Genomic DNA, 19,840 nt, shown 5'->3' with positions numbered 1-19,840 from the left:
GAGGCCCTGGCCGGCCCTGGGGCGGGCGGCGGCGGGCGGGGAGGGGGCTGGGGTCAGCCGGCGAACCAGCGGACCGGCTTCGGTGCCAGGTTCTGGTAGATGTGCTTGGTCTCGCGGTACTCGGCGAGTCCGGCGGGGCCCAGTTCGCGGCCGACGCCGCTCTTGCCGAAGCCGCCCCACTCCGCCTGCGGGAGGTAGGGGTGGAAGTCGTTGATCCAGACGGTGCCGTGGCGCAGCCGTCCCGCGACCCGGCGGGCGCGGCCCGCGTCGGTGGTCCAGACGGCGCCGGCCAGGCCGTACTCGGTGTCGTTGGCGAGGGCGACGGCCTCGTCCTCGGTGCGGAAGGTCTCGACGGTGAGGACCGGTCCGAAGACCTCCTCGCGGACCACCCGCATCTCGCGGTGGCACTGGTCGAGGACGGTCGGCTCGTAGAAGTAGCCGCCGTCGGGGCGCTCGGGGGCGGGTTCGGGGCGCTTGCCGCCGGTGCGCAGGACCGCGCCCTCGGCGAGCGCCGACTCGACGTACCCCTCGACCTTGGCGCGCTGCCGCTCGGAGACCAGGGGGCCGCACTCGACGCCGTCGGCGGTGCCGCGGCCCAGGCGTATCGCGGCGGCGCGGCGGGCGAGTTCGGCGACGAACCGTTCCCGCAGCGGCTCCTCGACGATGAGCCGGGAGCCGGCCGAGCAGACCTGCCCCGAGTGGATGAAGGCCGCGTTGAGCGCCTGGTCGACGGCGGTGTCGAAGCCCTCGTCGGTGGCGCAGGCGTCGGCGAAGACGACGTTCGGGTTCTTGCCGCCGAGTTCGAGGGCGACCTTCTTGACGGTGGGCGCGGCGGCCTGCGCGACCTTGGTGCCGCTGACCAGGCCGCCGGTGAAGGAGACCAGGTCGACGTCCGGGTGGGCGGCGAGCCGGGCGCCGACCGTGTGCCCGGCGCCGGTGACCAGTCCAGCGACGCCGGTCGGCAGGCCGGCCTCGACGAGCAGGTCGATCAGGGCGACGGTGGTCAGCGGGGTGATCTCGCTGGGCTTGACGACGAAGGTGTTGCCCGCGGCGAGCGCCGGAGCGATCTTCCAACTCGCCTGGAGGAGGGGGTAGTTCCAGGGCGTGATCAGCGCGCAGACACCGACCGGCTCGTGCACGACGACGCTGTGCACGTCGGGGGTGCCCGCGTCGACGACCCGGCCGGGTGCCTCGGCGGCGACCAGCTGGGCGAAGTAGCGGAAGGCGTCGGCGACGCAGTCGATGTCGACGCGGCCCTCCTCGGCGGTCTTGCCCGCGTCCCGGCTCTCCAGCAGGCCGAGCCGCTCCCGGTCGCGCACCAGCAGGTCGGCGACCCGGTGCAGCAGGGCGGCGCGCTCGGCGGCGGGGGTGCGCGGCCAGTCCCCGTGGTCGAAGGCGTGCCGGGCAGCCGCGACGGCCAGGTCGGTGTCCTTCTCGTCGCCCTCGGCGACCACGGCGAAGGGCAGTCCGTCCGCGGGGTCGAGGATCTCGCGTGTGGCACCGGAGACGGCGTCGCGCCACTCCCCCGCCACATGGATGGTCGCCTGGGCGTCCAACGCGTGGGTTTCCGCTCTGTCGGCCATGATCGGTGCTGCCTTCCGTTCCTGTTCCATGCCCCCTGAGTCACGCCGGTGTCACCCCTCGGGACCGTCTGCACCTGCCCCCACAACCCCGTTGCATGCGCAATTCGCATCGGAAAGTGTGCGGCGTCACTGAAATTGCGGACAGACGGGGTCAAATTCGATCAGGAAACGACGGTAAGAGGCGGTGACAAGGGCTGCGGAAGGGGCGTCGCCCGGCCCCTGGGCGGGTGGGGCGGACGGTGGGCCAGGGCGGGTCAGCCCGGCACGGAGACCGTCAGGCAGCCGGCGCCCGGCGGACAGAACGACTCCAACGCCACGGTGAGATAACGGAGTTCGTCAACGCCGCCGTCGGCGTCGGGACCGTAGGAGGCGATGGCCCAGACCTGGCCGTCGACCCCGACGAACCGCTCGTCGTCGACGTGCCAGGTGCCGAGGTCGGGCTCGCCCCTGAGCCGGGAGGCCAGGTACTCCAGCCGGAAGCCGACCGTCCCGCCGTCGTCCACTTTCCGGAGGGAAACCTTCCGGAAGCCGGCCGGCCGGGGTGTCCCGTCCGACAGGAACAGCCGGAACGACTCCTCGGGCGAGGACTCCGCCACCTGGAAGACCTGGAGCCGGTGCGCACGGTCGGGGCTGCGGTAGCTGACCACGGCGATGCCGTACTGCGAGGGGACCGACGAGCGCGTCCACTCCTCGGGGACGGCGATCCTGAACCCCTCCTTGTCGCCGCGCACGGTGAATCCGGCGGGCGGCCCGGAGACCGAGGGGGACGGCGACAGAGGCGACGGAACGCCGGACGAGCCCTCCGCGGGCGGTGCCTCACTCGCCCGGTCCGTCGAGGGGGCCGAGGCGGACCGCGCGGACGCCTTGCCCTCGTCGCCGCCCTCGCCGTCACCGCCCACGAACGTCAGCACCAGGCTGACGGCCACCCCCACCACGGCCGCCCCCACCACGACGGACCACACGAGCCGCCGGTCGACACCGCCGCCCGGCCGGCGCACGGGCTCGGCCGACCCCTCGGGCAGCAGCCAGCCACCGGTCTCCTCGTGCCACTGGGGGGAGGTGTCGGAGGCGCCAGAGGTGCCGGAGGCGGCGAAAGGGTCGGGAGCGGCGGAAGGGGCGGGGGTGACGGCCGTGGGCGCGTCCGCCGGACGGGCCGGGTCGGCCGGGTCGGGGGCCGGGGCCGGGAAGGGCGCGGGGGCCCGGTTCGGGGCCGGGGGCGGTGGGCCCGTCTCCCAGCGTTGGGTGTCGTCGTTCCAGTGCCGGTCGCCCCCGCCCACCGGTCAGCCTCCCAGCAGGGTGGCCAGGGCCGCGGCCGAGGTGAGCAGGGAGACCACGCCCTGGGAGTCGGCGAGCAGCGCGCGCAGACGTTCCCTGCGGGTGGGGCCCGCCTGCCCGGTGCGGTCGATCTCCGCCTCCGTGTCGGCGAGCGCCTCCCCCAGCGCGGCCGTCTCGTCCGTGACCCGCAGCGCCGGCAGCGCCGCTCTCAACTCCCGGACCAGGCGCAGGAGTTCCTCGGTCTCCTGGTCGCGTCCCGGTTCCGTCCCGTACCGGGCGCTGCTCTCGGCGCGCGCGTGGGCGCCGATCGCGAAGGTGCTCCGGTCGACGTTCCCGATCGTCACCTTCGGCTCGTCCTGCGCCATCGACGTCAACTCCCCTGATTCTTGGAGACGGTGGCGGACGCGCCCGAGCCGACGGCGAAGGTGCTGCCCTCCACCGAGCCGATGTGCACGTCGCCGCTGCTGATGTTCACGACCTTCTGGACGAACTCGCCCGTCTGGTAACCGCATTCGGCGAGCGCCACCCGGACGCCGTTGGCCACCCGGTCCTGGACGCTCTTGAGGTAGCGGTCGACGTCCATCGCCTGGAACTGCGAACCCGTGCCGTCGGTGCCCAGCTCCCGCACCGACAGCGCGGGCCCCTCGGGCAGGGCGCCCGCGTACCCGCCGGTCAGCAGCCGGGCCGCGTGCACGGCGCCCCACAGGAGCCGGCTCACCGCGCGGAACGGCGAGGCGGGCACCAGCGCGAGCGCGCCGGCGGCCTTGCCGAACGCCGTGTTGTTGCGGACCCGGTGGGCGTCCCGGTCGGCGTCCTTGAACGCGGCGCGCACCGGCGCCAGCACATGCGGGGCCACTTCGAGCATCAGCATGCCGCCCTGGGTGTGGATGCGCACGTAGACCGTGACCACCAGCTCCTCGTCCCAGCCGCCGACCCTGATCCGCAGGAAGTGCCTGCGCTTCTCGGCGCCCTCCTCGACGGCCCGCGCCCGGTGCTCCTCGAACGCCTGGGCGCTGTACGGCGCCTGCTCCCGCGCGGTCAGGCCCTCGACGGGCAGGAACACGCACTCGTCGACCTCCAGTGCGCGCAGCCGGTCGCGGACACTGGGGCCCGCCTGTTCGGCGGGGACGCGGAGCTGCTCGACCAGTCGGCGGACCTTGTCGAGCACCACGCGGTTGCTGATCGGGGTGCGGTCGCCGTCCTCCCGCTCGTCGTCCGGCCGCAGCTCGACGGCGAGCACCCAGGTGTCGTAGGCGAATCCGGCGCCGCAGAACGGATGGGCCTCCCGGTACATGATCAGCGGCGCGTGCTGCTCGACCCGGATGCGCCGCATGAGACGGCGCCGGCGCGCGCCGGCCGCCTGCTCGGCGGGGTCGTTCGCGGTGTCGGGGAAGCGGGCCGGGGAGAGTTCGGCGGCGAGGGCGCGGTGGAACTGCTCGCGCTGGGTGTGCGCGCAGAACGCGATCAGCCCGAACTCGACGAGGGCGGCCCACCACTGCCAGGGCGCCACGACGAGGTCGCCGAACACCCCTACCGCGCCGAGGAGGTTCAGGAGGAGGAGGACCACCAGGAGGGTCCAGGCCCACCAGCGGAGCAGGAAGGCCGGGTACCAGCGGTACAGCGGCGGGTGGGCCGCCTTGCCGCGCACCCAGGGGGCGAGCGCGAGCAGCACGCCCGGCAGCAGATAGCCGGCGAAGAGGCCGTAGCTCACCGCCAGGCCCCCGGCCCACAGCGCCAGGACGGCGCAGGACCACAGCAGTTCGAGGCGGCGGGCGCGCAGGGCGTGGGCCAGGACGCGGGCGGCGTCGAAGCCGAGCGAGGGCGCCACGACGCGCTGTTCGTTGAGGTGCAGTTCCTCGATCACCCGGTCGCGGTATCCGGTGTCGAGGTAGGTGCCCGCGCACAGCAGCCGGGTGGCCTCACTGGCGTGCGGCGCCGTGGGCGCGGGCTTCGACGGGACGCCGGTGGAGGTGTCCGGCGGTTGCTTGGGCACGGTACGCACGCTGCATCCCCCGATGCGTGGAAAGGCCGTTGTCAGACGTTAAGTTGACAAACCATCAGCGTAGGGGGCCAGCAAGGAAGCACGACAGCTGAATACCGAACCGGTCAAGAACGGACGGGCCCCGTTCCGGATCGTTCCGGAACGGGGCCCGTGGTGACGGCTGTTGCCGCGTCGGCTCAGAGCAGGCCGAGACCGCGCACGGCCTCGCGCTCCTCCGCCAGCTCCCGCACCGACGCGTCGATGCGGGCGCGGGAGAACTCGTTGATGTCGAGACCCTGGACGATCTCGTACGCGCCGTCCTTGGTGGTGACGGGGAAGGAGGAGATGAGGCCCTCCGGGACGCCGTAGGAGCCGTCGGACGGGATGCCCATGGAGGTCCAGTCGCCGTCGGCGGTGCCGTTGACCCAGGTGTGGACGTGGTCGATGGCGGCGTTGGCGGCGGAGGCGGCGGAGGACGCGCCCCTGGCCTCGATGATCGCGGCGCCGCGCTTGGCGACGGTCGGGATGAAGTCGTCGGCGAGCCACTTCTCGTCGCTGACGGCCTCGGCCGCGTTCTTGCCCGCGATCGTCGCGTGGAAGATGTCGGGGTACTGGGTGGCGGAGTGGTTGCCCCAGATGGTGAGCCGCTTGATGTCGGCGACCGTGGAGCCCGTCTTCTTCGCCAGCTGGGTCAGCGCGCGGTTGTGGTCGAGGCGGGTCATCGCGGTGAACCGCTCGGCCGGCACGTCGGGCGCGGCGGCCTGCGCGATGAGCGCGTTCGTGTTGGCCGGGTTGCCCACCACGAGGACCTTGATGTCGTCGGCCGCGTGGTCGTTGATGGCCTTGCCCTGCGGCTTGAAGATGCCGCCGTTGGCCTCCAGCAGGTCGCCGCGCTCCATGCCCTTGGTGCGCGGGCGGGCGCCGACGAGGAGGGCGACGTTGGCGCCGTCGAAGGCGACGTTCGGGTCGTCGCTGATGTCGATGCCCTGGAGCAGCGGGAACGCGCAGTCGTCCAGCTCCATCGCCGTGCCCTCGGCGGCCTTGAGCGCCGGGGTGATCTCCAGCAGGCGCAGCCTCACCGGCACGTCCGCGCCGAGCAGCTGGCCAGAGGCGATGCGGAAGAGAAGGGCGTAACCGATCTGGCCGGCCGCGCCGGTGACGGTGACGTTCACGGGAGTGCGGGTCATGGCGTTCTCCGTAGGACAGCTGGCGGTGGTCGTCCGGGTGGGACGTACAAGTGATCGATCTCTTGGTATCAAGAGAAATCCACCGGTCAGGCTATCGCGCCCGCGGGAGAGCGGACGTCCGGGTCCGTGTGGCCCGCCCCACAGAGTGAACGGAGCCGGCGGGCGGCCGGGAGGGGGGCGGGCCGCCTGTCCGGGAGAGGTGGAACAGACGGCCCGCCCGCCCGGGGGGGCGTCTCGCCGGACTCCCGTGGGGGTACTGTGCGGTTGCCCGGCGGGCGGGGGCGTATGCGCGGCGGGACGGAGAAATCTTCGCCGCGCGGGCCTCGGCCGGGGGGAGACCGAGGGCCCGCTCGGCGGGGCGGGCCGCTCCCGTCAGGGCGTGCAGCCCTTCTCCGTCGACGCCAGGGTGGCGCACGCGACGGCTTCGCCGGCGTCCTTCACGCCCACCATCGGCGTGTAGGCGATGGTGTCGCCCGCCTCGGTGATCGCGTCCGACTGCTTGGCCTTCCCGGCCGTGACGACCACCTGGTCGCCCGGCACCCCCTGCGTGATCCGGCCCCACGCGGCCTCGCAGACCTTGCTGTAGCGGACCTCGACGGTGACCGCCCCGACGACCGCCGTCTTCGCGGTCGTCACGGCCGTCGCGTCCGTCGTGCAGCCCATCGCCTCCGCGTCCTTGCCCGTGCACGCCTCACCCGCGCACTTCACGCCGGGCGGCAGATCGGTGCGGACGCTCACGGACGGCGACGGGGACGCGCCGCCGTCCGCTTCCGTGGAGCCGCCGCCCCCGCCGGTCAGGTAGAACACGCCCCCGACGACGACGAGGACACCGACGGCCCCGGCGAGGAACATGGTCAGCCGCCGCTTGCCGGCCCCGCCGCCACCGCGCGGGGCACCCGGCCCAGGACCGCGCGCCGCCGACCCGTTGTAAGGACCTGACGCCCCCGGACCCGACGGCGGTCCCGGCGTCCACGCGGGCCCGCCGCCCGGCGCACGCGCGGCGCCCATCGCGCGCGTCGCACCCGTCGCGCCGGGGCCCGCGCCCGCGCCCTGGCGCGGATGCGCGCCGGTGCGCGGCCCCGCGCCACCGGACGGGGACGGTCCCTTGTACCCGGCCAGCCGCCACGAGTTGCCGCCGCTGTCGGCCGCGTCCGCCCCGGACTCCGACCCCTCGCGCCGCCGGCCGTCCCCCTGCTCGGGCGCCGCGGGCTGCGGCGGCACGGTCGGTGAGACGCCCGCGGGTCCCGCCACCCCCGGCCTGGCCGTCGTCGGGTCGCCGCCCTTGCGTGAACCGGCCTGCCGCGCCGCGTCGGTGGTCGGCGTCGTCCCGAACTCGCCCAGCGCGGCCCGCGCCTGGGAGATCCGGATGGCCTCCATCGTCATGTCGTGGCGCATCTCCGAACGGCTCCAGGCGCGTTCGGCCAGCTCCCACATCGTCGTCAGATGGACCGGGTTGGTCCCGGTGACCTCGGCCAGCGCCACGATCGCGCCCTTCGGCGCCAGCAGCCGTCCGTTGAGATAGCGCTCCCAGGACGTCTTGCTGTAGCCCGTGCGGTCGGCCACCGCCGCGACGCTCAGGCCACCGCGGTCCACGAGTCGACGCAGCTGGCTCGTGAACTCCCTGACCTGCGGATCGAGTTCATCCGGCAAGTCTTTCCAACGAGGCATTCCTTCCCCCCTCTTTCCCCCCGGTCGGTGCTGTTCGTTCCCCTCGCGCGCCACCCGCGCCGCGTCCGTCGCGGCCGCGCGCGGGGTCGCTCCCGGCCAGGATCTCAGCTCCCGGCGCGGGGGCGCACGTCACCCGAGTGTGACGGCGGCGAGGAGGCCGACCGCCAGCAGCGCGACGAGCAGCACGACGGCGTAGCGCAGCAGCCTGCCGTCGGGGGCGGCCGGGGTGTGGTCGGGCGGGGCGTCCCACCACGGGAGCGTGGGGTCGTCCTCGTACTCGGCGGCGCCGTCCGGTCTGACGGGCAGCGTCGCGGGCCGGGGCCACGCCTGGACGGCGAGTTCCCAGCGGACCCCGAACCGCTCGGCGTCAGGCCCGGCGAGCCCGGCGATCCGGCACAGCGCGGCGACGGCCTGCCGGGGCGGCGGCTGGGTGGCGTTGAGATAGCGGTGCCAGGAGGACTTGCTGTACGCGGTCTTCGCGCCGAGCGCGACGAGGCTGAGCCCCGTGCTGTCCTTCAGGGTCCGCAACTGCTCCACGAAGTGCCGTACCTCCGGAGGCAGATCGTCCGGCAGCGGCTGCCAGACACCCATCGCTCACCTCCACGGCTCTCTTCGTGTCCTGTGCTCTGCGTACTTCACGACGTTCTCGGCGGGCCCGATGTTCCCGACCGGCCCGGTGATCCCGGCGGCCCGGCGGTCAGGGCACGCCGTGGCCCCGCCCGTTGCCGCCCGGTCGGTTCGAGTGACGACGGCGGGCACCGGGACGGTTCCCCCGAAACGGGACGTGGCCTGATCCGGGCGGAACCCGCACACCGTGCCGGAACGGTCACCGCCGTGCCACAGCGCGCCGACACCCGTTGAACAGGCCGTTCCGGGGGGTCGAGGGTGTGGGGGCGGCGGCCCGCCCCGCACTCGGGGGAGGGGACGGGCCGTCGTCCGCCGCGCGGTCAGCCGCTGCTGACCGTGAAGTGCAGGGTGTCCTTGAGGAACGGGATCTGAAGCCACGGGTCCGGCTGCGCCATCATCGCCAGCACGACGATCGCCAGGCCGAGGACGCCGTAGGTGCAGATGTCCGTGAACCGGGAGCGGACGGCGAGCATGCCGACGTCCGGCATCACCCAGCGCAGCGCCCCGCCGGCCAGCAGCGCGAAGCCGATCAGCAGGGTGCCGACCCGGAACACGTCGAGCGCGGTAATCAGCAGCCCGAGCGCGACCACGCCGAGCACGGCGAGGATCGGCCACTGCCGGACCGGCGCCGGGGCGTCCCTGGGCGCGGCCCGGCCACCGCCCTCGGGCCGCGCGGTGTCCCGCGTGAACAGCGGGAACCGCCCGCTGCCACGCCGCAACCGCCCACGACGCGCCCCGGCCGCGGACGCGTCGGACGCGGACGCGTCGGACGCGCCGGCCTCGGCCTCCGCCTCGGGGGCATCAGCGGCCTCGTCGGCTCCAGCGGCCCCGGTGGTCCCGGTGTTCCCGGTGTTCCCGGCGGCCCCGGTGTTCCCGGTGGTCGCGTCGCCGTCACCGGGCTCGGCGGCCTCGGCGGCCACCGTGTGCTCGGCACCCTCTGCGCCCTCAGCGCCCTCGCGGGGCGCGTCAGGCTCACGGGTCACGGCCGAGCCGCCCGCGGCTGCGTCTGCGTCTGCGTCTGCGTCTGCGTCTGCGGGAGACGGCGTCGTCCCGCCGTCGATCGCCTGGCGCACGGCCGTCTCCGCCTGTTCCTCAGGGCCTGCGGGAGCGGCCGGGTCCTGGGGGGCTCGGCCGTCCCGTCGGGGCTCGCGCGGCTCAGCCGACACTGCGCTCCGCCGCCTCGACCACGTTGACGAGCAGCTGGGCGCGGGTCATCGGGCCGACGCCACCGGGGTTCGGTGAGATCCAGCCGGCCACCTCGGCGACGCCCGGGTGCACATCGCCCACGATCTTGCCCTCGGCGCTGCGCGAGACACCGACGTCGAGGACGGCGGCGCCCGGCTTGACGTCCTCGGGACGGACCAGGTGGGCGGAGCCCGCGGCGGCGACGATGATGTCGGCGCGCTTGAGGTGCGCCGAGAGGTCACGGGTGCCGGTGTGGCACTGGGTGACCGTGGCGTTCTCGCTGCGCCGGGTGAGCAGCAGCGGCATCGGGCGGCCGATGGTGACGCCCCGGCCGACGACGACGACCTCGGCGCCCTTGATCTCCACGCCGTGCGCGCGCAGCAGGGTCAGGACGCCGTTCGGGGTGCAGGGCAGCGGGGCCGGCTCGTTGAGCACGAGGCGCCCGAGGTTCATCGGGTGCAGGCCGTCCGCGTCCTTGTCCGGGTCCATCAGCTCCAGGATGCGGTTCTCGTCGATGCCCTTGGGCAGCGGGAGCTGGACGATGTAGCCGGTGCAGGCCGGGTCGTCGTTGAGTTCGCGGACGGCGGCCTCGATCTCCTCCTGCGTGGCGGTGGCGGGCAGTTCACGCTGGAGGGAGGCGATGCCGACCTGGGCGCAGTCGCGGTGCTTGCCCGCGACGTACTTCTGGCTGCCGGGGTCGTCCCCGACCAGGATCGTGCCGAGGCCGGGCGTGACGCCCTTCTCCTTCAGCGCCGCCACGCGGACGGTCAGATCGGACTTGATCGCGGCTGCGGTGGCCTTGCCATCGAGAATCTGGGCGGTCATGGACCCATCCTCGCGGATGACAGGCCCTCGGTTCCAATCAGGGTGGTCCGGGCTCCGGGGTACGTATCCGGCCAAGATCGCAGATGTTGCACTTGCACAACGTCTACGGAACACGGCTGGACAAGCCCTTTCCGGCCTACCACCATGAACGGCGCAGTACCGCGGTCCGTGTTGGGGGGCAAACCGCTCGTCTACTGACGTTCCTCCGCGCCATCCGCGTCGTCCCCGCAGTGCAACGGAGGAAATCACGCCATGAGTTTCGGCTCGCCCCAGAACCCGTACGAGCAGCAGCCGCAGCAGCCCCAGCAGCCCGGTTACGGTCAGCCGCAGCAGCCCGGCTACGGCTACCCGCAGGCCCCGCAGGGCGTGCCGCCGCAGCAGGGGTACGGCTACCCCCAGCAGCCCGGTTACCCGCAGGCGCCGCAGGGTGGTGTCCCCCAGTACGGCTACGGCGGCCAGCCGCCCTACGCGCACTGGGGCCTGCGCTTCCTCGCGACCCTCGTCGACGGGCTGATCATCCTCGTCCCGTACCTGCTGGTCCTGGTCGGGCGCAAGGTGCCGGTGCTGATGCTGATCGGTTTCCTCGCCGTGATCGGTGTCGCGGTGTGGCTGCTGTTCCAGGAGGGCAAGACCGGCCAGACGCCCGGGAAGAAGGCGCTCGGCATACGTCTGGTGCGTGAGTCCGACGGGCAGCCGCTCGGCTTCGGCATGGCGTTCGTGCGGCGCCTCGCGCACTTCCTGGACAGCGTGGCCTGCTACCTCGGCTGGCTGTGGCCGCTTTGGGACGCGAAGAAGCAGACGTTCGCCGACAAGGTGTGCGCGTCGATCGTGATCCGCACGGGACAGTAGGGCGGCTCGCCCCGCGTCCTGGTCCGAGGGCCGTGCCCACCCGCAGCGGGGGGCACGGCCCTCGTGCGTGCCGGGCCCGTCACCGGTCGGGACTCCGACTGAACCCGCGAGACGGAACGGGACTCTGACGGAAGAAAGGGCGGTCAGGGAACCGTCGGCTCCTTTCGGGCGATCGGCGCGCCGGAGGCCGCCGCGGTCCACCCGCCGCGCGCACCTCAGAGAGGCGACGACCCGTGAGCGATGAGTACGACACCGATCTGGCCTTCGGGTCGTCGTCCCCCAGCGGTTCCGACGACGCACCCTTCCGCGGCCTGGTCGGGGACATCCTCTTCGAGACCGACTGGCATCCCGAGAAGATGCGGAAGATCGCCCAGGGCATCGCCGGGCTGCGCGCCGCCTCACCCGAGTTCGCGGCGGCCTGCGAGGAGGCCGGCCCCCTGGCCGTGCACTTCCACATCCAGGCGGGCGACCCGCTGTACTGGGACGGCACGAACGGCACGGTCTACATGAACCCGGAGGCCCGCCAGAACAGGGACGCGTCGAGCAGCCGGCTGACGGGCGGTGTGGCGTTCGAGATCCTCAACGCCGCGTCGGAGAGCAGGCGCCTTGAGTGGGAGACCTTCGCGGCGAGCGGTGGGATCGAGCAGATGTCGGCCGAGGAGAGGCAGGGGCTGACGCCCACGAAGTTCTTCGCCTACCAGATGGAGCGCATCGAGTTCGACAACACCGCACGGCACCGGAAGATCATGTCGGAGGCGGACTTCAAGAGGTCGAGCGCGAACATCTACGCCGACGCGCCCCGGGACTTCCGGACCTTCTGGGAGCTCCAGCACCAGCCGCGGGCCCGGGGGCTGCAACCGCACGTCACCCAGTACGAGTTCCGCTACGCGACCCTCTGCCCGCAGCCGATCGTGCCCCAGGCCGGCCTGGTGCCGACCGCCGCCGCGCAGACGTCAGCCGCCGACAACTCCCCTCTCGCGCAGGCCGTCCAGGACCACTCGCCCGGGGGCGGGAGCGGCGGGCGCCGGCGCGAGCGGACGTCCTCGCGCAGGGACGGCGGCCACTCCCGCGGCAGCCAGGCAACCCAGCGCCGCCGCCACTGAACCGGGCCGGACGCGGGAGCGGAAGTCCCGCCGGGCCAGGGCCGGCCGGGCGAGCCGAAGTCCCTTTGATGCATGGCAGGTTGATGGCCGGTTCATGGCCGGTTCGGCCCAGCGGGTGGAAGTCCCGCTGGGCCGGGGGCGGTTCAGTGGAAGAAGTGGCGCGTGCCGGTGAAGTACATCGTCACGCCCGCCTTCTTCGCCGCCTCGACGACCAGCTCGTCCCGGAGCGAACCGCCGGGCTGGACAACGGCCTTGACGCCGGCCGCGGTGAGGACCTCAAGGCCGTCGGGGAACGGGAAGAACGCGTCCGAGGCCGCGTAGGCGCCCCGCGCGCGCTCCTCGCCCGCCCGCTCCACGGCGAGCTTCGCGGAGTCGACCCGGTTGACCTGGCCCATGCCGACGCCGACCGAGGCGCCGTCCTTGGCGAGCAGGATCGCGTTGGACTTGACGGCCCGGCACGCCCGCCAGGCGAACGCCAGCTCCGTCAGCTCGGCGGCGCTCAGCGCCTCGCCGGTCGCCAGGGTCCAGTGCGCCGGGTCGTCGCCCTCGGCCTGGAGGCGGTCGGTGATCTGCAGCAGCGCGCCGCCGTCGATGGGCTTGACCTCGGCGGGCTGCCCGGGCGCGGCCGGCGCCTTCAGGACGCGCAGGTTCTTCTTCCGCGCGAGGGCCTCGAGGGCGCCGTCCTCGTAGTCGGGCGCGACGATGACCTCGGTGAAGATCTCCGCGACCTGCTCGGCCAGCTCCTTGCTGACCGGCCGGTTGACGGCGATGACCCCGCCGAACGCGGACAGCGGGTCGCACGCGTGCGCCTTGCGGTGCGCCTCGGCGACGTCCGCGCCGATCGCGATGCCACACGGGTTGGCGTGCTTGATGATCGCGACGCAGGGCGCGTCGTGGTCGTACGCGGCACGGCGGGCGGCGTCCGTGTCCGTGTAGTTGTTGAACGACATCTCCTTGCCGTGCAGCTGCTGCGCCTCGGCGAGCCCGGCGCCGGTGCCGTCGACGTAGAGCGCGGCCGGCTGGTGCGGGTTCTCGCCGTAGCGCAGGGTGCTCTTGCGCTCCAGGGCGGTGCCGACGAACTCCGGGAACGGCGAGTCGTCCACCGGCGCGTAGTCGGCCGCGAACCAGCCGGCGACGGCGAGGTCGTAGGAGGCGGTGTGCCGGAACGCCTCGGCGGCGAGCCGCTTGCGGGCGCCGAGGTCGAACCCGCCGTCCTGGACGGCCGCGAGGACGTCGGCGTACCGCTCGGGGCTGGTGACGACGGCGACCGAGGGGTGGTTCTTGGCGGCGGCGCGCACCATCGAGGGGCCGCCGATGTCGATCTGCTCGACGCACTCGTCGGGCGAGGCGCCCGAGGCGACCGTCTCCCGGAACGGGTACAGGTTGACGACGACGAGGTCGAACGGCTCGACGCCCAGCTCGGCGAGCTGCGCGCGGTGGCTGTCGAGGCGCAGGTCGGCGAGGATGCCCGCGTGCACCTTGGGGTGCAGGGTCTTGACCCGGCCGTCGAGACACTCGGGGAAGCCGGTCAGCTCCTCGACCTTGGTGACGGGAACGCCGGCGGCGGCGATCCGTGAGGCGGTGGAACCGGTCGACACCAGCTCGACACCGGCGGCGTGCAGCCCGCGCGCCAGCTCCTCGAGACCGGACTTGTCGTAGACACTGACCAGCGCGCGGCGGATGGCTCGCTTGGTGCTCTCGGCGGTCACTGGATAACTACCTTTCGTCCCTCAATGCGATAGCCGTTGCGGGCGAGCCGCCCCACGACCTCGACGAGCAGCCTGCGCTCGACGTCCTTGATGCGCTCGTGCAGAGCGCTCTCGTCGTCCTCGTACCGGATCTCGACGACGCCCTGGGCGATGATCGGACCGGTGTCGACGCCGTCGTCGACGAAGTGGACGGTGCAGCCGGTGACCCGGGCGCCGTACGCGAGCGCGTCCCGCACCCCGTGGGCCCCGGGAAAACTGGGCAGCAGCGCCGGGTGGGTGTTCACGGTCCGCCCGCCGAAGCGGGCGAGGAACTCCTTGCCGACGATCTTCATGAACCCGGCGGAGACCACCAGGTCGGGCTCGTGGGCGGCGACGGCCTCGGCGAGGGAGCGATCCCACTCCTCGCGGCTCGCGTGGTCCTTCACCTTCCGCACGAAAGTGGGCAGCCCCGCCCGTTCGGCCCGTGCGAGCCCTTCGACGCCGTCGCGATCGGCGCCCACGGCGACCACCTCGGCGCCGTACGCGGCGCCGCCGACGCGGTCGATCTCGTCGAGGAGCGCCTGGAGGTTGGTGCCGGAACCGGAGACGAGGACGACGAGGCGCTTGACCGCTCTGCCGGCGGGGATGGCGGCCACGGTGGGGCCCTTTCTCGGGGGAGCGTCTGTACGGCCGGTTCGTACGGTCCTACGAATGCTTCGCGCCCCGGGATACGGGGAAGTCTACGAAGCGCCCGGCCGTCAGCAACGATACCGGCACACCGGACGGCCCCCATGGGACGGGGGCGTGGCCGGGAGGTACCGTCTGCCTGGAGTGCGCGGAGCGGGCTCGGGAACGCGGCCGGTGCGCGGAGCGTTACCAAGGCGACAGCTCACGCCGAAACGGTCGTGTCCACGGACCTATCCACCAAGGGGAAGACGCTCACTTGATGCCGGACCGCAGCCCGCGACTGCTCACGCTCCCCCTCCCCGCGCCGGGAGGCAGGCGCGACGGCGTGCTGATGCGCGACCGGCCGACGTCCTCGCCCGACGCCCCTTCCGGCGAGCGCCCGGGGGACGAGCGGGGCGACCAGGCGCGCGACGACAACCCGTTCGCGCCCCCGCCCGAGGGCACCCCCGACCGCCCCTGGCAGCCCCGCCACTCGGCGAACGACAAGGGCGACGGCGACCAGTCCGACGGCTCCGGTGACCACGGCTCCCGTTCGCCCTGGGGACGGCAGTGGAGCGACCGCCAGCCCGGCCGTTCGTCCGACGGTTTCGGCAGCCGCCCCGGCGCCCAGGGCCCCGAAGGCCCGAACGGACCCGAGGGCCCGAACGGCCCCGGCGGCTCCGGCAAGGGCCCCGGCATGCGCTGGGACCCCACCGACCCGATCCAGCGCCGGGCCCGCCTCTCGCTGCTGACCGGCATGTGGGCCTTCTTCTTCGCCCTGTTCGGCTGGCTGTACGTGGCGTTGATGCTGGGCGCGCTGGCCCTCTACTGGAGCATCAGCTCGCTGCGCGCCTCGTCGCGCCCGGCCACCGAGTCCAAGCCGGGCACGGAGCCGTCGAGACCGCAGACGACGGCGGCGATCAGCGGCCTGATCACCGCGGCGCTCGCGCTGGTCCTGGTCGCCGGGTACTTCACGGCGCAGCTCGTCTACAAGGACTACTACACCTGCACGAAGGACGCCCTCACCAGCACGGCGAAGCAGTCCTGCAAGCAGGAACTCCCCAAGGAACTGCGCAACCTCATCGGCACGGCGGCCTGACGGCGCCTGGCGGGTGACGTCACGGAGTCCGCGGGGACGTCTAGTGAGTCCGGGGGGACGTCTAGTGAGTCCGCGGGCACGTCACTGAGTCCGCGAGCACCTCACGGAGTCTGCGGGGAGTTCGGGGGCTCGGGTGACTTCGCGGGCTCTGGGGACTCCGGGGACACCGGGGAACCAAGGGGCTGAGGTGACTCGGGGGACGCAAGGGGCTGAGGTGACTCGGGGGACTCCGGTGGCTCGGGCGGCTGGGGAGCTTGTGGTGACTCCGGTGGCTGGGGCGTCAGCGCCGGCCGGTGGGGTGCCCGGGGTGGGTCCGACGCCTTGCGCAGCTCCGCCCAGCGGGCCTCCCGGGTCGCGTCGTCGTACCAGGGCGAGGCGGACGGCGGCGGCTCGGTCGGCAGGAAGTCCCAGAGGTCGGACCCGCCGTCACCGGACCGGCCGCGCGGCGACGCCGTGATCCCGGACGTTCCCGGGGCCCCGAAGACCCCGCGAACCCCGGAGCCCCCGGAACCCCCGGAACCCCCGTGACCGCTGGCGGTACGGTCCTGGTCGTAGGGGATGTCAGCTCCCGGGACCAGGGGCTGGGGCGCGCCGGTCGGGTCCGCGGCCCGCCTGCCGAACCAACGGCGGGCGCCGGGCACCGACGCCCGACCACCCGTCCCGGCCTCGCCGTTGATGACGCCCTCCGGTGCCTTCGAGCGCCACCAGGTGAACCGACGGCGCTTCTCGCCCGGCTGACCGGCGCTCACGTCCGACGCCTCCGCCCCACGCCCGTCACCCTTCCTGGCCTGCGCGCCGATACCGGCCGTCGAGGGGCCGGAGCCGTTGCGGCCGGCGGTTCCGGTCGCCGAAGGTCCCGAGGCGTTGCGGCCGACGGTTCCGGTCGCCGAAGGTCCCGAGGCGTTGCGGCCGACGGTTCCGGTCGTCGAAGGTCCCGAGGCGTTGCGGCCCGCGGTGGTGGGGCCGCCGGTTGACGCCGCGGGTCCGCGTGCCCCGCCGCTCCCGCCCCGCGTGCCCACGCCGCCCGTCGGGGTCGGGGTCCGGCCGGTCCGGCAGCGCCAGGCCCGTGCCAGGACCGCCACCGGCAGCCCCGCCACCGCCACCCACACCACAGCCGCGCCACCCGTCTGCCACCACACCGGGCCGAAACGGGAGAGCGCCGCCACACCGAGTCGGCCGCCGGCCGCCGCCGCCAGGACCGCGACCCCGATCCCGCACACCACGGCCGCGATCAGCGTCGTCGACGCCGTCCGGCCGCGCGACCAGAGCCCGTCCGGGTCCCCCACCCCGCTCTCGCGCGCCACGAAGCAACCCACCGTGACGGCCGCCGCCACCGGCACCAGCGCGACGGCCCAGGTCAGCGGAGTGCCGTCGGCCGCCGTTGGGGCAGCGGCGAGCAGCGGGAACGGCGGGAGCGAGGTGGCCGACGCCGACGAGAGCGGGCCCACCGCGTGGCCCGCGCCGAGCAGGAAGCCGGGGCCGAGTCCGTACGCCGCCGCCCACACCGCCGCGTTGGGCAGCAGCGTCAGGCAGAGCAGCAGCACCGCGAACCGCCCCGACCAGCCGTCGGACAGTTGGAGGAAGGAGCCGCGGGCCGCCCCGCCGTGCCAGAGCAGTGAGCCGCCGAGCAGCAGCGCGCCGCCCCCGACCAGCACCGCGACACCGGCGCCCGCGGCCCGCGCCGCGACCCCGAGGCGTTCCTGCGCCGATACGCCCAGAACGTGGCCGCGCACCCGCGCGGGCAGTCTGACGAGCAGCCCGTCGGCGACGTCGCACGGACGCCCGTACGCCGTCCAGACCCCCGCCCCGGCCGCGCCCGCGACGAGCAGCGGCAGACACACCGCCGTCCAGTCCCACGCGGGACGCAGGGCGCCGCCGGACGCGTAGAGCGCGGTGGCGGCGCCGACCGCGAGGTAGCCGAGGACGACGCCCGCCCACGCCGTGCCGCCCGGGATCTCCGGTCGGACGCCCGCCGGATGGTCGTCCGACTCACCGCCGTCCGCCGCGTCCCGCGCCGCCCGGTGCACCAGCCAGACGGGAAGCGCGAGGAGCAGCAACGGGGTGACGCCCACGGGCGCGGGGGTGCCGGTGAGGGTGTCGGCGCGGACCAGTTCGGCGCCGTGCGCCAGCAGCCAGAGCGAGGCGGCGACGTGCAGCGCGCCGCCGGGTCCGCTGTCGGGGTACGGCGAGCTGATCCACAGCACCATCACGAGCACGGCGAACACTCCGAGCCCGAGTCCGGCCGCGAGGGCGCCGCCCAGGAATCCGGCGCCGATCCCGGGCCGTCGGGCGAGCATCCGGGTGAGCAGGGACGACAACGGCGGTCGACGAGCGGTCATCTGGGTCACCCCGTCATGCTCCCAACGACACGCGCTTTCTCGTCGTAACAGGCGAAGCTCCGTAGTGTCGCCCAATATATGTTTATGTACTTTTTCGTACGAAAGGGAGCCCTGTGACGCAAGGCCCTCCCTCCCCCCTCCCCCCGCCCAAGGAATGCCGACGCCTGCGCGAGACCCGGTCGCTGACACAGGCTCAGGTCGCCGAACGGGTCGGAGTCACCCGGGAGACGGTGCGCGCCTGGGAAACGGGACGCACCACTCCGCGCGGGCGGAAACGGGAGGCGTACGCGAGGTTCCTGGCCTCCCTGGACGGCACGGGGTCGACACAACGTCAGAAGTCGGAGGAGTCACCCGTGGTGACGGTGTCCCTGGAGAAGAAGCAGCGCGAACGGCAGAAGAAACGGGGCGCACGGCAGCAGCAGCCACCCGCACCGCCGCCGCCGTCGTCCGAGACACCTGAGACACCCGAGACACCCGAGACACTTGGGGAACTTGGGGAACTTGGGGAACTTGGGGCATCCGGGGCGGTCGTGCCGTCCGGGGCGCCCACGCCCGGCCTCGACGCCGATGCCGGTGTCAGTGGCGGTGCCAGTGCCAGTGCCAGTGCCGGTGCCGGTGGCGGTGGCGGTGGCGGTGCCAGTGCCAGTGCCAGTGCCGGTGGCGGTGGCGGTGGCGGTGCCAGTGCCAGTGCCGGTGGCGGTGGCGGTGTCGGTGTCGGTGCCCACCCTGGACCCCACCCCGAACCCCGCCCCGATCCCGATCCCGACGTCGAGCCCGAGATCGAGTTCGACCTCGAAAAGACCCTGGCGCCCGAGCCGGTGCCCGTCGCCGCCCTCGCGGCGGAACCCGCGCCCGCCGCCGAGCCCGTCGAGGGGCTGACCCCGACTCAGGCCTTCGACGCGCTGTACGCGTTCTGCGCCCCCGCGCTCGTCCGGCAGACGTATCTGCTGACCGGGCGGCGCGAGCTGGCGCGGGAGGCGGTCGAGCAGGCGTTCCAACTCGCCTGGCAGCGCTGGCCCGAGGTGGCCGTCGACCGGGACCCGGCCGGCTGGGTGCGGGCGCGGGCGCACGAGCACGCGCTCTCCCCCTGGCACCGCTTCCGCCCCCGCTACCGGCACCCCGAACCACCCCCCGCCGACGCCTCGGCCCGCACCCTGCTCAGCACCCTCCAGGCGCTCCCGGCGCCCTACCGCCGCACGGTCCTGCTCTACGACGGGGTCGGCCTCGACCTGCCGGAGACGGCGGCTGAGACGGAGGCGAGCACCCCCGCGGCGGCCGGCCGGCTGACGCACGCGCGCGAGCGGATCGCCGCGCGGCTGCCCGACCTCGCCGACCCGCGCGTGCTGCACCAGCGGCTGGCCGAGACGGCGTCGGCGGAGCGGCTGCGCGCGGCGAAACCGCCGTCCGTGCGCAACGGCAGCGAGCGGCGGGCGCGGTTCTGGACGCGGGCGGCGATCGCGTTCACGGTGGCGCTGATCGGCACCACCACGCTCACCCTGCGGACGGCGCCCACCCACTACGAGCCGCCGGTGGCGCCGGGCGTCGAGGTGCAGGGCGTGCCGGCCAGGGTGGCGCCGGGTCCGCTGTCGGGCGCGGAGGTGGAGCTGCGCACGAAGCTGCGGGGCGAGACGGCGCACGGCCCCGAACGGCTGGTGCCGCGCGCGGAGTGAGGGGACGGCCGCGGACCGGACGGTCGGCCCGCCCCCTCCCCAGGGGCCGGGACATGGCGATGGGCCCGCCCCCTGGGGAGGGGGCGGGCCCATCG

Annotated in this window: 17 protein-coding genes and 1 pseudogene; 5 read left to right on the top strand and 13 right to left on the bottom strand. The window is 73.9% G+C overall.

What is annotated here, in order from left to right; all coding sequences use genetic code 11:
• Positions 1 to 53: 53 nt before the first annotated feature.
• The 9 genes from DDJ31_RS23540 to DDJ31_RS23500 form a co-directional block, all read right to left on the bottom strand.
• A complete protein-coding gene (locus DDJ31_RS23540; RefSeq protein ID WP_127178391.1) occupies positions 54 to 1,583 on the bottom strand; it encodes an aldehyde dehydrogenase family protein in 1,530 nt (509 codons plus the stop codon).
• A gap of 254 nt (positions 1,584 to 1,837) precedes the next feature.
• Entirely contained in the window at positions 1,838 to 2,860 is a 1,023-nt protein-coding gene (locus tag DDJ31_RS23535) for a hypothetical protein (RefSeq protein WP_127178392.1), read from the bottom strand.
• 3 nt (positions 2,861 to 2,863) lie between these two features.
• Positions 2,864 to 3,223, bottom strand: coding sequence for a hypothetical protein (locus tag DDJ31_RS23530; protein WP_127178393.1), 360 nt, complete (start codon positions 3,221 to 3,223; stop codon positions 2,864 to 2,866).
• A gap of 5 nt (positions 3,224 to 3,228) precedes the next feature.
• Positions 3,229 to 4,851, bottom strand: a complete 1,623-nt coding sequence (locus DDJ31_RS23525) for a hypothetical protein (RefSeq protein ID WP_127178394.1) — start codon at positions 4,849 to 4,851, stop codon at positions 3,229 to 3,231.
• Between the two features lie 185 nt (positions 4,852 to 5,036).
• A complete protein-coding gene (locus tag DDJ31_RS23520; protein ID WP_127178395.1) occupies positions 5,037 to 6,026 on the bottom strand; it encodes a malate dehydrogenase in 990 nt (329 codons plus the stop codon).
• Between the two features lie 372 nt (positions 6,027 to 6,398).
• The gene (locus tag DDJ31_RS23515) at positions 6,399 to 7,676 is read right to left on the bottom strand and encodes a DUF2690 domain-containing protein (RefSeq protein ID WP_431027425.1); all 1,278 of its coding nucleotides are present in this window, start codon (positions 7,674 to 7,676) and stop codon (positions 6,399 to 6,401) included.
• Between the two features lie 147 nt (positions 7,677 to 7,823).
• Complete coding sequence (locus DDJ31_RS23510) at positions 7,824 to 8,285, bottom strand: helix-turn-helix domain-containing protein (protein ID WP_127178397.1); 462 nt, start codon at positions 8,283 to 8,285, stop codon at positions 7,824 to 7,826.
• A gap of 356 nt (positions 8,286 to 8,641) precedes the next feature.
• Positions 8,642 to 9,304: a DUF3017 domain-containing protein gene (locus DDJ31_RS23505; protein WP_240678102.1), complete on the bottom strand. Its 663-nt coding sequence runs from the start codon at positions 9,302 to 9,304 to the stop codon at positions 8,642 to 8,644.
• Between the two features lie 172 nt (positions 9,305 to 9,476).
• Positions 9,477 to 10,331, bottom strand: a complete 855-nt coding sequence (locus tag DDJ31_RS23500) for a bifunctional methylenetetrahydrofolate dehydrogenase/methenyltetrahydrofolate cyclohydrolase (protein WP_127178398.1) — start codon at positions 10,329 to 10,331, stop codon at positions 9,477 to 9,479.
• A 252-nt stretch (positions 10,332 to 10,583) separates the two neighbouring features.
• On the opposite strand from DDJ31_RS23500, the gene DDJ31_RS23495 reads away from it, so the two are divergent.
• Both DDJ31_RS23495 and DDJ31_RS23490 read left to right on the top strand, forming a co-directional pair.
• Complete coding sequence (locus DDJ31_RS23495) at positions 10,584 to 11,180, top strand: RDD family protein (protein ID WP_127178399.1); 597 nt, start codon at positions 10,584 to 10,586, stop codon at positions 11,178 to 11,180.
• A gap of 233 nt (positions 11,181 to 11,413) precedes the next feature.
• Positions 11,414 to 12,283, top strand: a complete 870-nt coding sequence (locus DDJ31_RS23490) for a hypothetical protein (RefSeq protein WP_127178400.1) — start codon at positions 11,414 to 11,416, stop codon at positions 12,281 to 12,283.
• Between the two features lie 143 nt (positions 12,284 to 12,426).
• On the opposite strand, the gene purH is transcribed toward DDJ31_RS23490, so the two are convergent.
• The gene (gene purH, locus DDJ31_RS23485) at positions 12,427 to 13,992 is read right to left on the bottom strand and encodes a bifunctional phosphoribosylaminoimidazolecarboxamide formyltransferase/IMP cyclohydrolase (RefSeq protein ID WP_127178401.1); all 1,566 of its coding nucleotides are present in this window, start codon (positions 13,990 to 13,992) and stop codon (positions 12,427 to 12,429) included.
• A complete protein-coding gene (gene purN, locus DDJ31_RS23480; RefSeq protein WP_127178402.1) occupies positions 13,989 to 14,627 on the bottom strand; it encodes a phosphoribosylglycinamide formyltransferase in 639 nt (212 codons plus the stop codon). Before purN ends, purH begins: the two co-directional genes overlap by 4 nt.
• Positions 14,628 to 14,917: 290 nt before the next feature.
• Between purN and DDJ31_RS23475 the strand changes: the two genes are divergently transcribed.
• Positions 14,918 to 15,736, top strand: a complete 819-nt coding sequence (locus tag DDJ31_RS23475) for a hypothetical protein (protein ID WP_127178403.1) — start codon at positions 14,918 to 14,920, stop codon at positions 15,734 to 15,736.
• Between the two features lie 101 nt (positions 15,737 to 15,837).
• Here the strand turns inward: DDJ31_RS23475 and DDJ31_RS40085 are convergent, their stop codons facing one another.
• Positions 15,838 to 18,075, bottom strand: coding sequence for a cell division protein PerM (locus DDJ31_RS40085; RefSeq protein WP_431027429.1), 2,238 nt, complete (start codon positions 18,073 to 18,075; stop codon positions 15,838 to 15,840).
• Between the two features lie 113 nt (positions 18,076 to 18,188).
• On the opposite strand from DDJ31_RS40085, the pseudogene DDJ31_RS40080 reads away from it, so the two are divergent.
• A pseudogene (locus DDJ31_RS40080) lies at positions 18,189 to 18,314 on the top strand (helix-turn-helix domain-containing protein); the annotation flags it as partial.
• Positions 18,315 to 18,422: 108 nt separating this feature from the next.
• On the opposite strand, the gene DDJ31_RS40075 reads toward DDJ31_RS40080, so the two are convergent.
• Positions 18,423 to 18,800 carry a hypothetical protein gene (locus DDJ31_RS40075; protein WP_240678489.1) on the bottom strand — a complete coding sequence of 126 codons (378 nt, stop codon included), beginning with the start codon at positions 18,798 to 18,800 and terminating at the stop codon, positions 18,423 to 18,425.
• Positions 18,801 to 18,893: 93 nt separating this feature from the next.
• Here DDJ31_RS40075 and DDJ31_RS40070 point away from each other — a divergent pair, with 93 nt between their 5' ends.
• Positions 18,894 to 19,745: an RNA polymerase sigma factor gene (locus tag DDJ31_RS40070; RefSeq protein ID WP_431029176.1), complete on the top strand. Its 852-nt coding sequence runs from the start codon at positions 18,894 to 18,896 to the stop codon at positions 19,743 to 19,745.
• The last annotated feature ends 95 nt before the right edge of the window (positions 19,746 to 19,840 follow it).

Origin of the sequence: Streptomyces griseoviridis (assembly GCF_005222485.1) — a bacterium.
Lineage (GTDB): Bacteria > Actinomycetota > Actinomycetes > Streptomycetales > Streptomycetaceae > Streptomyces > Streptomyces hintoniae.
This window is presented reverse-complemented; position numbering and strand designations above follow the sequence as displayed.

Bases quoted from the DNA above. Each gene is read 5' to 3' on its own strand.
- DDJ31_RS23540 (WP_127178391.1), bottom strand. From the start codon at position 1,583: ATGGCCGACAGAGCGGAAACCCACGCGTTGGACGCCCAGGCGACCATC.
- DDJ31_RS23530 (WP_127178393.1), bottom strand. From the start codon at position 3,223: ATGGCGCAGGACGAGCCGAAGGTGACGATCGGGAACGTCGACCGGAGC.
- DDJ31_RS23520 (WP_127178395.1), bottom strand. From the start codon at position 6,026: ATGACCCGCACTCCCGTGAACGTCACCGTCACCGGCGCGGCCGGCCAG.
- DDJ31_RS23510 (WP_127178397.1), bottom strand. From the start codon at position 8,285: ATGGGTGTCTGGCAGCCGCTGCCGGACGATCTGCCTCCGGAGGTACGG.
- DDJ31_RS23500 (WP_127178398.1), bottom strand. From the start codon at position 10,331: ATGACCGCCCAGATTCTCGATGGCAAGGCCACCGCAGCCGCGATCAAG.
- DDJ31_RS23495 (WP_127178399.1), top strand. From the start codon at position 10,584: ATGAGTTTCGGCTCGCCCCAGAACCCGTACGAGCAGCAGCCGCAGCAG.
- DDJ31_RS23475 (WP_127178403.1), top strand. From the start codon at position 14,918: ATGCCGGACCGCAGCCCGCGACTGCTCACGCTCCCCCTCCCCGCGCCG.
- DDJ31_RS40085 (WP_431027429.1), bottom strand. From the start codon at position 18,075: ATGACCGCTCGTCGACCGCCGTTGTCGTCCCTGCTCACCCGGATGCTC.